This window comes from Enterobacter sp. Sphag1F (genome assembly GCF_014193275.1).
Lineage (GTDB): Bacteria > Pseudomonadota > Gammaproteobacteria > Enterobacterales > Enterobacteriaceae > Pantoea > Pantoea symbiotica.
In genome coordinates, this window is the sequence record NZ_JACHZD010000003.1 from 250,535 (window position 1) to 265,405 (window position 14,871).

14 protein-coding genes and 1 tRNA gene are annotated in these 14,871 nt (G+C 53.9%); 6 read left to right on the forward strand and 9 right to left on the reverse strand.

Features of this window, described 5'->3' with window-relative positions; all coding sequences use genetic code 11:
- Nucleotides 1-108 precede the first annotated feature (108 nt).
- Together FHW71_RS11940 and FHW71_RS11945 are read right to left on the reverse strand one after the other, a co-directional pair.
- Nucleotides 109-891 (reverse strand): MetQ/NlpA family ABC transporter substrate-binding protein, encoded by a 783-nt coding sequence (locus FHW71_RS11940; protein WP_179451923.1) that lies wholly within the window; start codon nucleotides 889-891, stop codon nucleotides 109-111.
- 17 nt (nucleotides 892-908) lie between these two features.
- The gene (locus tag FHW71_RS11945) at nucleotides 909-1,928 is read right to left on the reverse strand and encodes an isopenicillin N synthase family oxygenase (RefSeq protein WP_353620991.1); all 1,020 of its coding nucleotides are present in this window, start codon (nucleotides 1,926-1,928) and stop codon (nucleotides 909-911) included.
- Nucleotides 1,929-2,138: 210 nt separating this feature from the next.
- Between FHW71_RS11945 and FHW71_RS11950 the strand changes: the two genes are divergently transcribed.
- Entirely contained in the window at nucleotides 2,139-2,816 is a 678-nt protein-coding gene (locus tag FHW71_RS11950) for a YecA family protein (RefSeq protein WP_154154382.1), read from the forward strand.
- A 64-nt stretch (nucleotides 2,817-2,880) separates the two neighbouring features.
- Here FHW71_RS11950 and FHW71_RS11955 read toward each other — a convergent pair whose 3' ends face one another.
- Nucleotides 2,881-3,936, reverse strand: a complete 1,056-nt coding sequence (locus tag FHW71_RS11955) for a DUF1176 domain-containing protein (RefSeq protein ID WP_154181763.1) — start codon at nucleotides 3,934-3,936, stop codon at nucleotides 2,881-2,883.
- A gap of 83 nt (nucleotides 3,937-4,019) precedes the next feature.
- Entirely contained in the window at nucleotides 4,020-4,910 is an 891-nt protein-coding gene (locus tag FHW71_RS11960) for a LysR family transcriptional regulator (RefSeq protein WP_179451921.1), read from the reverse strand.
- A 91-nt stretch (nucleotides 4,911-5,001) separates the two neighbouring features.
- On the opposite strand from FHW71_RS11960, the gene FHW71_RS11965 reads away from it, so the two are divergent.
- A complete protein-coding gene (locus tag FHW71_RS11965; protein ID WP_154181762.1) occupies nucleotides 5,002-5,781 on the forward strand; it encodes an NAD(P)H-dependent oxidoreductase in 780 nt (259 codons plus the stop codon).
- Between the two features lie 30 nt (nucleotides 5,782-5,811).
- Here FHW71_RS11965 and FHW71_RS11970 read toward each other — a convergent pair whose 3' ends face one another.
- The 4 genes from FHW71_RS11970 to FHW71_RS11985 form a co-directional block, all read right to left on the reverse strand.
- A complete protein-coding gene (locus tag FHW71_RS11970) occupies nucleotides 5,812-6,141 on the reverse strand; it encodes a DUF1493 family protein (protein WP_008107769.1) in 330 nt (109 codons plus the stop codon).
- Nucleotides 6,142-6,267: 126 nt separating this feature from the next.
- On the reverse strand, nucleotides 6,268-6,654 hold the full coding sequence (locus tag FHW71_RS11975; RefSeq protein WP_179451920.1) for a DUF1090 domain-containing protein: 387 nt from the start codon (nucleotides 6,652-6,654) through the stop codon (nucleotides 6,268-6,270).
- Nucleotides 6,655-6,838: 184 nt separating this feature from the next.
- Entirely contained in the window at nucleotides 6,839-10,357 is a 3,519-nt protein-coding gene (locus FHW71_RS11980; protein WP_179451919.1) for an AAA domain-containing protein, read from the reverse strand.
- Nucleotides 10,358-10,548: 191 nt separating this feature from the next.
- Nucleotides 10,549-10,633 (reverse strand) — tRNA-Leu (locus tag FHW71_RS11985).
- 273 nt (nucleotides 10,634-10,906) lie between these two features.
- Here FHW71_RS11985 and FHW71_RS11990 point away from each other — a divergent pair.
- Nucleotides 10,907-11,416, forward strand: a complete 510-nt coding sequence (locus FHW71_RS11990; protein ID WP_179451918.1) for a DUF2501 domain-containing protein — start codon at nucleotides 10,907-10,909, stop codon at nucleotides 11,414-11,416.
- Between the two features lie 45 nt (nucleotides 11,417-11,461).
- On the opposite strand, the gene FHW71_RS11995 is transcribed toward FHW71_RS11990, so the two are convergent.
- The gene (locus FHW71_RS11995; protein ID WP_179451917.1) at nucleotides 11,462-12,838 is read right to left on the reverse strand and encodes a PLP-dependent aminotransferase family protein; all 1,377 of its coding nucleotides are present in this window, start codon (nucleotides 12,836-12,838) and stop codon (nucleotides 11,462-11,464) included.
- Nucleotides 12,839-12,950: 112 nt separating this feature from the next.
- Between FHW71_RS11995 and FHW71_RS12000 the strand changes: the two genes are divergently transcribed.
- From FHW71_RS12000 to FHW71_RS12010, 3 genes are all read left to right on the forward strand, one after another.
- The gene (locus FHW71_RS12000) at nucleotides 12,951-13,556 is read left to right on the forward strand and encodes an NAD(P)H-dependent oxidoreductase (protein WP_179451916.1); all 606 of its coding nucleotides are present in this window, start codon (nucleotides 12,951-12,953) and stop codon (nucleotides 13,554-13,556) included.
- A gap of 17 nt (nucleotides 13,557-13,573) precedes the next feature.
- Nucleotides 13,574-14,053 (forward strand): carboxymuconolactone decarboxylase family protein, encoded by a 480-nt coding sequence (locus FHW71_RS12005; RefSeq protein WP_179451915.1) that lies wholly within the window; start codon nucleotides 13,574-13,576, stop codon nucleotides 14,051-14,053.
- A 95-nt stretch (nucleotides 14,054-14,148) separates the two neighbouring features.
- Nucleotides 14,149-14,784 carry a hypothetical protein gene (locus FHW71_RS12010; protein WP_008104221.1) on the forward strand — a complete coding sequence of 212 codons (636 nt, stop codon included), beginning with the start codon at nucleotides 14,149-14,151 and terminating at the stop codon, nucleotides 14,782-14,784.
- Nucleotides 14,785-14,871: the final 87 nt, after the last annotated feature.

A 14,871-nucleotide genomic window follows, 5' to 3' on the forward strand; every position in this document is an offset into this window, starting at 1 on the left:
GGATTGAGCGAATTTTTATGTTTTATAGTGGGTGCGACGGGTGTTGGTGGCGAAATATAACACAGAAGAAAGTCAGCGCCACCTGCCAAAACCAGGTGGCGGCGGGGATTATTGATTAACGGGAATAACCGATCCTTTGTAGTGCTGGTTAATAAATTCAGCGGTTTGCTTTGACTCCAGATCTTTCGCTAATTCCAGAATGCGCGGATCCTGCGCCAGTTTCGGCGTGGTGACCAGCACGTTGGCATATGGATTATCCTTCGCCTGTTCCAGCGCCAGCGCATCCTTCGACGGCACTAAACCAGCCTGCAACGCGTAGTTGCCATTGATGATCGCCAACTGCGCATCATCCAGCGCGCGCGGCAGCTGCGGCGCTTCCACTTCGATAATCTTCAGATGGTGCGGGTTGTCAGTAATGTCTGCGGAGGTCACCAGCGTATTGGCGCTGCTGCTCTTCAGTTTGATCAAACCATTGGCCTGCAACAGATAAAGTGCGCGGCTCAGATTGGTGACATTATTCGGTACCGCCACTTGCGCGCCATCAGGCAGATCTTTCAGTGATTTCACTTTGTGCGAGTAGATGCCAAGTGGCTCAATATGCACGGTGGCAACCACAGAAAATTTCTCGCCCAGCGCTTTTTCCTGATCGCGCAGATAAGGTACATGCTGGAAGTAGTTGGCATCGACGTCACCGCGCGCCAGCAGTTCGTTGGCGTTGAGGTTGCCGTTGAGTTCAATCACCTTAAGATCGAGCTTCTTGTCAGTTTGTTTGATGTGGTTGAGGATTTCGCTGTGCGGCACGGCATCTGCCGCCACGCGCAGCGCGGCCGCCGAGGCGTAACTGCTGAACACCGAAACCATCGCTAACGCGGCTATCACCTTTTTATTCATCTGCTTCCCTTAGTTTCTTATGATTTAACGCTATTGAGAGTGTCAGCGTAATAACGCTGCGCCACGTCGCGATGCGATCGCAAACGCCCTTTGAGATAGTTCCAACCCACTTCGCGCAGCAGCGGATTGCTGGGATCGCTGGTCGGTCCGCGCGCTTCTGCCGCCAGCTGCGGCGGTAACTGATAGAGCGGCACTTCGGCATCAAGCTGCGCGCCGAGGAAGAAAGCGATGGAGATGCGCTGCTGATTTGCCGGCGGCGACACCACGCGATGCACGGTGGCGCGCAGATAACCGTTGGTGGCGATTTCCAGCAGTTCGCCGATGTTCACCACAAAAGCGCCCGCTTTCGGCAGCGCATCAACCCATTGATCCGGCGTGACTTCTACCTGCAACCCAGGTTGATCGTCCTGCAACAGAAAGGTCAGAAAGCCTGAATCTTTATGCGCGCCGACACCTTGCTGGCTGGCAGCGGCATCCTGACCCGGATAGCGAATCAGCTTCACATGTTCGTTGGGATGCGTGCCGTACAGCGCATCAAAAGCGTCCGGCGGCAGCGCCAGGGATTTGGCGAAGGCGCGCAGTAAACGCAGCGCCACGTCGGTCATCGCCTGCTGCCACGCGTGGATCACCGGACGCAGCTGCGGCAGCGCCTGCGGCCACAAATTGGGCCCTTGCAGCTGCTTCCATGCTGGATCGTCTGGCTGCAACGGCAGCGCGGCGCGTTCTGCACCGATATCAAATTGCTCGCGCTGATCGCGCTGCTCACGGGTATATTCCACGCCCGCGCGGTTGTAGCCGCGAAAATGCGGCGAATGGATCATCGAAACGCGCTGCTTCTCTTCATCCGGCAAGGCAAAGAACGCGCGCGTGATGCTTTGCACGTTCTGCAGCAGTTGCGGATTGATGCCATGATTCACCAGATAAAAGAAGCCGACGTCACGCGCGGTTTCGCGCAGTTCGGCAAGGTATTGCGCCTGTTCCGCATCCGGCAGTTCCAGCAGGGCTAAATCCAGTACCGGCAATGTGCTGGCCATAATTTGCATCCTTTATGCAGAAAAATTCTGCCTTTACGCTGCCATCTGTCGACAAAAGCAGCCAATACTGTTGCGCGATAAGTTATGGCGAATCATTTTTAGGAGAGGTTCAGCAATCGATATGCAAAAAGCGATAAATCGCGCCCGCTTCCCGCTATAATCGCCGCCAATTAACTTTGGGCATTGCCCATCAATGAAAGCAGGAGATGCCGTATGAACCAGGGTCCGTTAACTGAAAAAGAGCTGAACTGGCTTGAAGATATGCTGGAGAAATACGGCAACGAACACTCGGTGGTGGACACCGCTGAGCTGGATGGCATGCTGACGGCGCTGCTCTCGGGTCCGAACGACATCGAACCGAGCGAATGGCTGGTGGCGATGTGGGGCGGCAAAAAGCACATTCCAAAATGGTCGAATGAGCGCGAGATGGATCGTTTTATGACGCTGACGTTCCAGCATCTCAACGACATCGCCGAGCGCCTGGCCGAATTCCCGGAGCAGTTTGATCCGCTGTTTGGCACGCAAGAGATGGAAGGCCAGGAATTCACCGTGGTGGAAGATTGGTGCTACGGCTATTTGCGCGGCGTGGCGCTGGATGCAGATTGGTCGCTGCTGCCAGAATCACTGCAGCCGATGATGGAGGCGATTGCCTTGCACGGCAGCGAAGATCATCTGGCGAAGCGCGAAGCCTTCACGCCGGACGAGTTTGAAGCCAGCATCGAGGCGATTCGCCCTGCGGCGCTGGAGCTGCATGAATACTGGCAGGAACAGCGCATGGCGCAGCCCGATCCAGAACCTCAACTGCCGCACTTTGCCGGCGAGAAAACCGGCCGCAACGATCCTTGCCCATGCGGCAGCGGTAAAAAATATAAGCAGTGCTGCGGCAAGTAGTGTCGCCATTTGTAGGGTCGCCATTTATGGCGACCTGACAACCAGGCGCGCATAAATGCGCACCCTACGGCAGCGATGCCGCTTTCACCTCGGTCACCCAGGTTGGCAACTGCCATGCGCCGCCCGCGCGAATCGCGCGGCACATGCCGGTGGTAGCATCGCTGCTCTGCTCAAACGCTTTGCCATCCCACACCCACGCCGCCGTGCTCCAGCAGTCACCGATGCCGCGCCCTTTCTGCGCTTCGGAGATCACACCTTCGCTGTAATCAGAGCCGGAATCCGTCACCAGTTGCGGAGCGCCCTGCAACGCTTTATCGATCAGCCAATAGCCATAACCTTCGTTATACGCCCCGCGCCAGCACAATGCGGCGATCAGCACGTGCGCATCATCGACCGGCGTTAACGTCAGCGGCTCCGCGCCCTCTTCCGGCTGATCGTCGGACGGTGCCAGATTGTCGCAGCTGTCGTCATCGGTGAGCGAGGCAATCAGCTTCGGCTTCAACAGTGCCAGCTCATCGGCCGTCAAAGGACGCGCATCAGCCTTCACCACTTTCACCTGTTGAATCACCGGCATCGCCACCGCTGCCGGTACGCTGTTTTCCGGTTTATTGCCCTTACGCACCAGCGCGCCCGGCGTGCTAAGACGACCTTGCGCATCATCCATCTTCAGCAGCACCGCAAACGCGCCATTGCTGGAGAGATCGAAAGGCTCCTCGCCACCGCGAAACTCCACTTTGCCGCTGCCTTTAATACCGTTGATCAGCGCCTGGGTTTGTTCATCCGTCAGCGTCCATTCGTCGTTGTCGGCTTTCGCCACGTCGCCCAGCGCACGGTCATCAATCCACAGCGCTAAATTGTTCACCACTTTAGAATCATCATCGCCGGTATCGGCCAGCACCACGCGACCGTGCGTCACCGCATTGGGGCCACCGGCACGCACCAGCAGCACCGAGCCGCCCGCGCCCTCTTCGGCGCTGTAACCGGCGGCGCGACAGGTCAGCGTGTTATCGCAGGCCAATTCCCAGTCTTTGTGGCTAAAGGAGACGCCGTCTTGATCTGCTAACAGCGGCGCACTCAGGCTGGCAAGTAGCGATATCGCCAGCAGCAATCGGGTAATCATGCCATCTCTCCATAATGGTAAAGGTGGCTAGTGTGATGATTTTTGTGATGCGGGAGAAGTGAATTTTTTGCGGCGAAGCTGATTTAAAGCGCCGCCACAATCTGCTGCCGCAACCACTGCTGAGCCGGGTCGCGATGCAGGCGTTCATGCCACAGCAGCAAAATATCAAAGCCCGGCACCTCCAGCGGCAGATCGATTACCTTAAGCTGCGAAGCATGACGCACCAGCCGCTCGGGCAGCACTGCCACCAAATCGCTGTTCGCCAGCGTTTCCTGCATAAACAAGAAATGCGGCACCGACAACACTACGCGGCGTGAACGTCCCAGCTTCGCCAGTGCAGTATCGGTGGCGGCGCTGAAGCCGCCGCCATCCGGCGACACCATGACAAATTCCAGCTGGCAGAATTGATCCAGCGTCGGCGGACGTTGCAATTGTGGGTGATCGCGCCGTCCCGCCAGCACGTAGCGCTCGCTGAACAGTTTGCGTTGATGCAACGTCGGCGGCGCGTTATCGCCGGTATGAAACACCACATCCAGCTCACCTTTTTCCAACTGCTGCGCTATCAGCGGCGGATTGAGCGCCAGAATCGCCATACGACTCTGCGGTGCAGCAGCGCGAATCAAGTTGAGGGCGGGCAGCACCAAAGCCGACGAGGTGTAATCGGTGGCGGCGATGCGCCAGGTGACTTCGGCATTGGCCGGATTAAAGGTATCGGGCGGCGCGACAGCACGTTCTACCGCCTCAAGCGCCAGACGCAGCGGCTCACGCAACGCTTCTGCACGCGCCGTCGGCAGCATGCCGCGCGGTCCGGGCAACAACAGCGGATCGTCAAAATGTCCACGCAATCGCGCCAACTGAGCGCTGACAGAAGGCTGCGAGAGATGCAGGCGCTGCGCCGCGCGCGTGACGTTGAGTTCGGTTAACAGCACGTTGAGCGTCTGCAGCAGATTCAAATCCAGTGAGTTGATATTCACTCTGTCTATACCTGAGATATCAGCAATTGATTTCTACTATAGCCAGCACCGACTTAATCTGCAGTGGTTTTCATCTCACAGGATTAAGCCCATGAATGTATTGATTGTGTATGCCCATCCGGAACCGCGTTCGCTGAGCGGTTCACTCAAAGACTTTGCCGTGCAGCATTTGCAGCATGCCGGACATCAGGTGCAGGTCTCTGATCTCTATGCGATGCAGTGGAAAGTGCAGCTCGATGCTGATGACACGCGCGCCCCATTAGTGGGTGACCATTACGATGCGACAGTGGATTCACGCTTCGCCTACGATCATCAGCTGCAGGCTGGCGATATCGCCGCCGAGCAGGAAAAATTACGCTGGGCCGATACGGTAATTTTCCAGTTTCCGCTGTGGTGGTTTTCGATGCCCGCCATCATGAAAGGCTGGTTTGACCGGGTTTACGCTAACGGTTTTGCCTACGGTGTGGGCGAGCACAATGAACAGCATTGGGGCGATCGCTACGGCGAAGGCAATCTCAGCGGCAAACGCGCGATGCTGGTGGTGACGACAGGTGGATGGGAATCGCATTACAGCCCGCGCGGCATTAACGGCCCGATTAACGATCTGCTGTTCCCGATTCAGCACGGCATGCTGTTTTATCCCGGCTTTAGCGTGCTGCCGCCGCTGGTTTTCTATCGGGTACAAAAGTCGGCATCAGAACGTTTTGCTGGTTGGTGCGATGCGCTGGCCACGAGACTGGATACGTTGGCAGAAACGGCGCCAATTGCCTACCGTCAGCAGAACGGCGGCGACTATGAGATTCCTGAGCTGACGTTGAAAGCGGAGTTTGTAGCGGAAGAGAGCGGCTTTGGCGTGCACGTGAAGCGGTGAAAGGCGGCAGGCTCGGCGCTGAGCCTGCTGTTACTCGTACAGCCAGCGCCCCGCTTTCGCCGATTCAATCAACATTCCCAGCGTGAAATCGGGTACCACCGGCACTTCACGCTTATTGAATGGATTGAGAATCTGCGCCAGCGAGGGCTCATCGGGATAGTAGGTTTCGATGACAAATCCGCCGCGATCGACGCTGAACTCGCCGAAGAACTCATCCATTAGCGCAGCAGCTTCTTCACGTTCGAAGTTGAGATCGCTATCGATATCAATTTGCGGCGTCAGCGTTTTTTGCTTAAACAGGTAAACGCCGTCGTAACGTCGCACCAGCTCGTAGATACGCTGCTCAATTTCAACTGTCATCGCTTCTGCACTCCACTGATTTCACCGGAGCGCCATTCTGCCATGCAATCCCGACAGTTGGATGAAAAAAATCTCTGCGGGAGAATTTTGAGACAAAGCGCGAATTTTCTGGGCGGGACGCCCGGTTTATTGCGTCAATGCATCCTGTGCTTGTTTCAACTCTTCACGCGCGTCGGCCAGTTTACGCTGCTGCTTCTCAATTTTGTCGCTGCGGCCTTTGTCCTGCGCTTCTTGTAAATCCTGCTCACGCTCCTGCACTTTCAACTGCTTCTCGGCCACTTTTTCCTGGCGCGCTTTGAGTAAGCCGCTGTCCGTGCAATGTTCGCTAGCTTCACGCAACGCTTTCTCCAAACCCGCGATGCGCGCTGGATTACCGTGGTCACGCGCCATCGCCAGTTCTTGCTGGATATCCTGTTTTTTGGCGTCACAGCCGGTGGCTGGGTTGGCAGCCTGAACCGAAGTCACAGTCAAAGCAGAGAAAAGAATCGAAAGGGAAATCAGGGTGTTTTTCATGATGAACTCTAGGTTTAAGTTGATGGGCGCTATTATACGAAGAGTTCTTAAGAGGATCTTAAAGGTGCAAGCAACTTACTAAGCCGTTTCCATTAAGCTGCCGTTTGACGGCGAAAAAAGGCTTGGCGCTATTAATTTGATACACATAACGCCAAACTCACCTCGGAAATGATGTGGCTCCGTCTCACAATTGGCGTTGAATCAAACTCGTGTAAATCGTTTTAATTTCACCTTTTAAGTTATCTCCGCGATACACCATCGACGTATCGTACCGTTGATACTTATCTTCTCGTGTGGCGCTAAACCAATTAAACGAACCAACACACAGTAAACGCTCGTCCCCAATTACGATTTTACTGTGAACGCGATTGACCAGCTTAGTAGTAACACCAAACTCATTCAGTTTTTCCAGTGCGCTGTGAAGCCGCCGCTGTTTTTCTTGACGCTTTTCATAATCGCTATGTTCGGTATTGTAATGCTTGTCCGTCACCACAGTAATATCAACACCGCGAGCACGTGCCTGAATCATTGAGTTTAAAAAGCCAGTTTGCTCAAGCATTTGCCAGGTCAACCAAGGAGAGACAATGGTAATGCTCTTCTCGATTGTACCCAATGTCTGATTCAGAAATGCATCATGCTGATCTACCCCATGTAGCGTAGAAACGGGCATCTGGGCTGCGTTCAAGTCTTTACGTACCTGAAATTCAAACGCTAATGCGTTGCTGTCTTGTGCAAACAAGTATTTTGCCAATAATCCTCTTGGCGAAGAGGCAGGTTGGATCTCAAATAAATCCATGTCCCCAAAAACCAGGAAACTATCTTTAGCGCGGGAGACCGCGACGTTCAACATGCTGCTGTCGCTGTCGATAAATCCACCATCCTCATGTTTGGAATAAACTGGGGAGAAGATCACGATTGCTCTTTCTGCACCTTGCAGGGAGTGAACAGTGCCGACTGTCAGTGAATCATCATCTCCACCACAGTTAATACCCAGCTTACTCAATGAGGCTCTAATAGCGTTCACCTGCGCCGAAAATGGCGTTACGATTCCCACCGTTTGATGCAGTGGTTTGTCATAATGATGCTCTATTTCTTCTTTATGGGTCGCCAGCCAAGCCGCTATTGTCTCGGCTTCACAAGTGTTGTATCGGCTGCCACCGTTTGCCCGTTTACCCAACCCATCAATATGCAGATAACCCATCGCTGGAAAAAGTGTCTCTTTTTCACCGCCCCGTTTTGGCTGTAACTTGCCGTGGTAGCAGAGCGCGTTACAGTAACCGATGATGTTATCGAAACAGCGACGATGCTCATACAGATACATGCCGCGGGCCAGATCCGGGTCATACTGGTAGCGCGAGCTAAATTGGGCGATTTTCATCACGCTGCCCGATGCCGAGCATTTCCCTGAATCACATATAAGCGCATAAGCCTCCGCTAGCGCTTCCTGAGTGCCGACAGGGAGGAGGTTCTCCTCAACCATATTGCCAATATCAATGCCCGGCAAACTGTTCCAGATGGGTGCGATCTGTTCCGTATCGCCAATTACTAACGCTTTTTTTGCTAATGCGAAGGAGGCTGCGGCTACCTCCGGCAATACCTGCCCCGCTTCATCAACAATTAATAAATCGGCAAAATTATAAAAATATCCGGATTCAAATTTCTTAGCGCCGCCAACATGTTCGCTAATGACCATATGACGAGGCAGCATGTAACAGGTCATCACCACACAAGGGGTGAGCTTCATTCTTCGATGCCAGCGAGCCAGGGTAGCTTTCGCCCCCTTACGACCTTTTTCCTTTCGAAGATCGCCAATGGCGGCCATGTCCATCAGCCATCGCCCCTCCCAGTAGTGAGATGCAGTAAGAAATGCCGGGAATCGGATAGCCGTATCGGCGAGCGCATCAGCCACAGCAAGGGTTATCTCATCTTTGCCCGCATGTCCCAAGGAAACCGAAAAACCATGCCAAACTCGCAGAGCTTCGCTTTCACGTCTGGAAACCTCCTGAGCAAAATCAATCTGCTGCTGGTACTCGGCCTGCTCTTTTTGGGCGCGAGCAATAAGCCCGTCGATATAAGCATCAACATCTTCCGGCGCTGAGCCCTTAAACTCGGCCATCCTTGCACCAAACGTAGTGTCGAGTAAGAGGTTAATCTGATAGTGGCGCTTTGTACGAACCGCGGGAATCCATGAGAAGATCGCATAGAGCATCGACTCGCTGGCACGATACTGTTGCCACTGCTTTTTACCCTGAGTTAACAACGCAATGTCTTTTATGCTATCGAGCAGTAGCTTACTTTTATCGTGAATATAAAGGTCGAGGTCTTCGCTAAGGTGGATCCGCTCCTCGCGAATGCGGATCAAATTCCTCCAGGCCTGCTCAATATGTTTAAGCTGAGCTAACTGCGCGGTTAAACGCTCATGTAGTAGATTCACAACTTGTTCTGGAGAACGGCATTCCGCAGATGGGAACGCTACTTTTGCCCTCTCAAGATAAAGTACCAGCGCATCTTCAACGTATTCGGTAGATTCCACACGGTTGAAAAAGTCTTCAGTCTGGTACTTTTTAGCGGCCTCAGCTTCACGCATTTGAGAAGGGAAATAAGCACCGTAACTTTTTAGTTCCGGTAGCCAGCGCCCTGCCATAGCCCCTGTTCCAGTGGAAAAGTCTTTACCGAAGGCCTCAATGATATTGGTAACGGCTTGGTTGTTGGTTGAGGTGGCAATCACTACCGGTGGTTCAGATTTGTTAAATGCCGCTTTAACCCATTCAGTAGCAATGATAGAGAGAACAAGTGTAGTTTTTCCAGTTCCCGGCGGACCATTGACGGCAAGGATATCGCCCGACTGCTGCGTGAGATAATGGCTAAGAGCGTCGCGCTGCGCCACAGCAAGCGGGAATTCATTTCCTGAATGGCCTAATCGCTCGCTGAATTTCGCATTAGATGCAAGCAACGGTTCCAGGATCGGCCTGGCAGTCGAAGCAAAGCGTGTTAATAGCGGAACCTCTTTCTTGCACACCCGAAGATGATCATACAGAGGGAGGATATGGCGGCTGGCACCGCCGGGCTGGTTGGCTTTTATAACATAACCATATGCGGCGAGTTCATATTGCTCGTGGGTGGCGACCCATTGTCCGATTACGTATTCCAGCAAATTGCTTATTTCAGTCTGAAACTTTTGCCACTGCAGCTGATGCTTCTCATACCGCTGGGCTCGCTGCTCGTCATTTTCCTCTTCGTATTGCTGTTCGTAATCCACTTCAAAGGTGGTCGAGTTATGCGTGGTTTTGTATCTATCATATTGCGCCATCTCGCCAATTGAGAAGGTGCCTTTTGGGAGAGGCTCTAACAGGTCACGGGGGATAGTGGCCGATGAAGTAGGGAACAAAAAACCTTCGCGATTAAGTAGCGCAGATGATACCAGCGGTGTGACTATTCCAGGAGCGCCTGCCGTTCGCTCTTTGCCGTGCTGTAGCAAACGTAACCAGGCTTTAGGTCGTAGCACTACCTCAACGGTTTTTACCGTGTCACCTTCACCCTCAAAAAACGCATTAACAGTCTCTTCATCCAGCCGTCCCGTGCTGATGTCCACCCAACGAGTAAATTTATCCGCATCCTTACGCTCAAATGCCCCTTTCCCTGATTCGGCATCGGCTAAAGAATTACGCCAGTATGATGTGAATCCCTGAGTATTCCTGTCCATTATCCATCCCTTGATATAATAAAATTATTGATTTAATTGATATTAACGCAACCCATGGTTGAACATTGTCCACGATGAGAACGCGATCGCAATAATTTGTTTATGTAGCTAAGGAAGCGAGATTAGGTAAAAAGCCAGATTTCAGACACAAAAAAAGCCGCTCATAAGCGACTTAATTTTGCATCAATCGATGGTGCCGAAGGCCGGACTCGAACCGGCACGTATCTCTACGGTTGATTTTGAATCAACTGCGTCTACCGATTTCGCCACTTCGGCACTGAAGAGGATGCGGAAAACGTTGGGGATTATACCGTTACGAGCAGAGTGCGCAACCGGAATCGTTGGGGATGTGTGCTAAGCGTTGAAAAAAACAGCGTTTCGCAGATAACTGCTTGTTATACCGTCAATCACGCTAACCAAAGTTCAAAAACCAAAACCCAGAACGGTCCCAATTTGCCCCAATCCGCCCGCTTAACTGGAACTTTCCGCTGCCAAACCTCTCTTAACCAAAACTGACGCAGTCAGAACATAAAAGACAACGAGGTTGAGATGAAATTACAAGGCATGATTTGGGGATGGGGCATCGCGGCAGCCATGGTTGCGGGAAGCGCATCGGCGGCAAGCTGGCAGGATCAGCTGAGCAGCGCGGCATCGCAGCTGTCGCAGCAGAACAACAGCACCAGCAACACCAGCACCACGCAGAACGGCGGCATGTCGCTCTCATCGCTCACCGGCCTGCTGAACGGCGGCGATAAAGCGGTGAGCTCCAACAGCATGACCAACGCCGCAGGCGTGATGTCGTATTGCGTGCAGCACAACGTGGTGGATAACAATGTGTCATCGGTGAAGGACCAGGTGCTGAGCAAACTCGGTTTAAGCACGCCGACGGCACAAGCACAGAAAACTGATTACCAGCAGGGTTTGCAAGGCTTGCTGAACACCGGCAACGGTCAGCAGCTGAACTTGCAGAGTCTGAGCAACTCGCCGATGGGTGAGAAGCTGAAAACCAAAGCCTGCGACGTGGTTCTGAAGCAAGGCAAAAAATATATCGGCATGTAAGGACGCGCCGCTATCAAGGCGCGAGCTGTCCCTCGCGCCTTTTCTTTAACCCAATAACGCTCGCGTCTCCTGCACCGTTCTCTGCAACAACTCCCGCGCCTGCTCCACAGATCGAATATTGGTATAGCCAATCACCAGGCCATAGCGTTTCTGCGTCTGCATGTACCAGCCGGAAAGCGGTAATACGCGCAGCTGATGCCGCTGCCAAATCTCCGCCAGCGCCGCGTCCTGCGTGCCGCGTGGCAGGAAGGCGACAATGTGCATGCCGCCATCGGTCAGTTCAAAATCAAACACATCCGGGAAACACGCCTGTAAGGCATCCAGCATCATGCGGCGTCGCTGCTGATAAAGAGTGCGCATCTTTTTGATGTGGCGATAGAAATGCCCTTCGCTCAGGAACTGTGACAGAATCTTTTGCGGCAGCAGCGACATGCCGGTTTCGAGGATTTCTCCCAGCTCGTTGAAGCGCGCAATGGTCTCTTTCGGCATCACCAGATAACCCACGCGCATCGCCGGCATCATGGTTTTGCTGAAGGTACCGGTGTAAATCACCCGATCGTACACATCGAGGCTTTTCAGCGCCGGAATCACTTTGCGCGTGTAGTGAAACTCGCCGTCGTAATCATCTTCAATGATCCAGCTATCGTTGTGCTGCGCCCACTCGAGTAATTGATGCTTGCGCGGCAGTGATAAGGTTACCGCCAGCGGGCTGTGATGCGTAGGTGTGACGATGGCGAAACGCGCATCGGCGTGATAGCGCAGCAGATAATCCACATCCATACCTTGCCGATCGACTGGCACGTAATGCAGATTCGGCGCGATGCGCTTCAGCAGTTTTTGCCCGAAGAAGTAGCCAGGATCTTCAAACATCACTTTGTCGCTCGGCTGCGCCAGCACCGCCAGAATGAGTCGCAGATTGGCGCGATAGCCGCTGGTGATAAAGATCTGTTCCGGCTGGCAGTTGAGCCCACGCGAGATGTTCAGATAGCTGGCGATGGCTTCGCGCAGCGGCTGATAACCCATGATCGGCGGCAAAATCATCTCATCCGCACGCAAGGTTCGCGCTGCTTTGCCGGAAATCAGCAGCCACTTTTTATGCGGAAACTCATCCAGTGCCGGGATGCCAAGCCGCAGCTCGCCTTTTGGTTCACGCAGTGAAGCATCACTGGCTGGCGGCGCTGGCAGCACTGCTTCCTCGGCCGCTGCCGCCAGAATCAATTCTGGATTAACGCGCGTGCCCTTCGCGCCCTGGCTGACGAAATAGCCTTCGCCGATCAGGATTTCATAGGCGGCTTCCACCGTTTTTCGCGCCACCCGCAACTCACTCGCCAGCGTGCGGATCGCCGGGACGCGGTCACCCGGCTTCAGTTGCCCTGCGAGAATCTGCTGGCGATATCGCGCATAAATCTCTTTATATCCCACACCATGTCCTACCTGTTTTCACGGTTTTTGACCCTTTTCACTCAGACATAGAAGTTTAAGATGCACGCATCAACCACGCAATGCATCGCCATCTCGCTTAAGGAACAATTGAATGAAACTGCTGCACATCAAAGTCAGCCCCGATTTGGCGGGTTCGGCATCGCGCATCGCTTCGGCACATTTAGTGGAGAAGCTGCGGGCGCAGCATGCCGACCTCGAAGAGACGGTGCTGGATTTGGCGCAACATCCGCTGCCGCATCTGGATGCCTTTACGATTGGCGCTTTCTTTACTCAGCCGGATCAGCGCGATGAAACGCAACGTGCCGCCATCCAGACGTCGGAGCGTTTAGTCGATCAGCTGTTTGCCTGCGACACGCTGGTGATCTCATCGCCGATGTGGAACCTCGGTTTGCCTTCAGTGCTGAAAGCCTGGTTTGACCATATCACCCGCGCCGGACGCACCTTCGCCTTCACGCCAGAGGGCTGCAAAGTCGGATTAGTGAACGACAAAAAAGTGTATAGCGTCGTCGCCAGCGGCAGCATGTTTGCCCACGGTCCGTTTGTGCAGGATGACCAGTTCACGCCTTACATCCGCGTGGCGCTCGAATACATCGGCATCACCGATGTGGCGTTTATCCGCGTTGACGGCACACACGATCCCGTCAGTCGCGCCACCGCTTTACCGCATGCCCTGCAATCCATTGAACGTCTATTTTGAACAGAGAGGACAACACCATGACTTCACGCGTTAACCATTTCAAAAACATTCCCACGCTGGTGAAAACCTTAGGCGACGCCACCGCTGCGCTGGGGAAATCGTCACTCGACACCACCATTAAGCATCTGGTCGATCTGCGCGCCTCGCAGCTCAATCAGTGTGCGTTCTGCGTCGATATGCATGTGAAAGAGGCCAAACTGCACGGCGAGCGCGAGTTGCGTCTGCATCACGTGGCGATCTGGCGCGAATCCCCGCTGTTCAATGCCAAAGAGAAAGCGGCGCTGGCGCTGACCGAAGCGCTGACGCGTCTGGGCGATCACGGCATCGACGAAGCGCTGTACAACGAGGTGCGCGCGCACTTCTCTGAAGTGGAGACCAGCGAGCTGACATTCTGCATCGCGGTGATCAACACCTGGAACCGCCTGATGGTGCTGTCGCAGATGACGCCGGGCGCACTGGACAGCGCTTATGGGTTGGATCGTGCTGATTTACGTTAATTTTTACCGCCAGTAGCCGATGCTGCTGGCACCACCATGTTCATCTGCGCTGCCTGAGGCTATAGTGAGATTTTGCACCACACAGGACAGCGCACATGAAAGGCATCAACATTGCGATTTACTTCGATCCCGACCAGATTCACATCTGCGTTCACCAGCAGGATGACAGCTATCTCAGCCAAACCTTTATTTACGACGACAGCGTAATTGAAGAGATTTATCAGTGGCTGGAACAGTTCACGCCTAATCGCACCCACATTTGCCTGATTGAGCACGATACCGCCGATATCCTCGCCGATGAGTTGGTGGATAACGGTTATCACGTCCATCAGGTCACTCAGCACGACCTTTTGACCTGGTTCGCCAACGAACCGCCCGCCGAACCCGATGGTTCACCGGTGCGCGCGCTGCTGCGTTATCTGGAGAATGAGCAGCCATCCGAATACCAGTCACGCACGCCGCAGATTGAAGCCTTGATGGATCTGCTGGATGAGCTGGACGATCTCGAAGGTGTGGATGAAGTCGAAGATGAAGACAATCTGCCGGATGATGTGCTGCGCCTGATGAAGCAGAAGAAGATCAGCGCGCAAGACGCCGCCCAGCGTTTGCTGCCCGATGTGAATGAGCGCATTCGTGAGCATTTGATCAACTATCCCGAACTGATGACGCCGGAACTGCTGCAGGATTTCTTCCCCGAGCTGATCGAGGCACTGGATACGCCGAAGCATTGATGTTCGGGTAGGTGCGACGTCTGACACGGTCGCCATAAATGGCGACCCTACGGAGGGCATCGCCGCATTTGTAGGGTCGCCATTTAT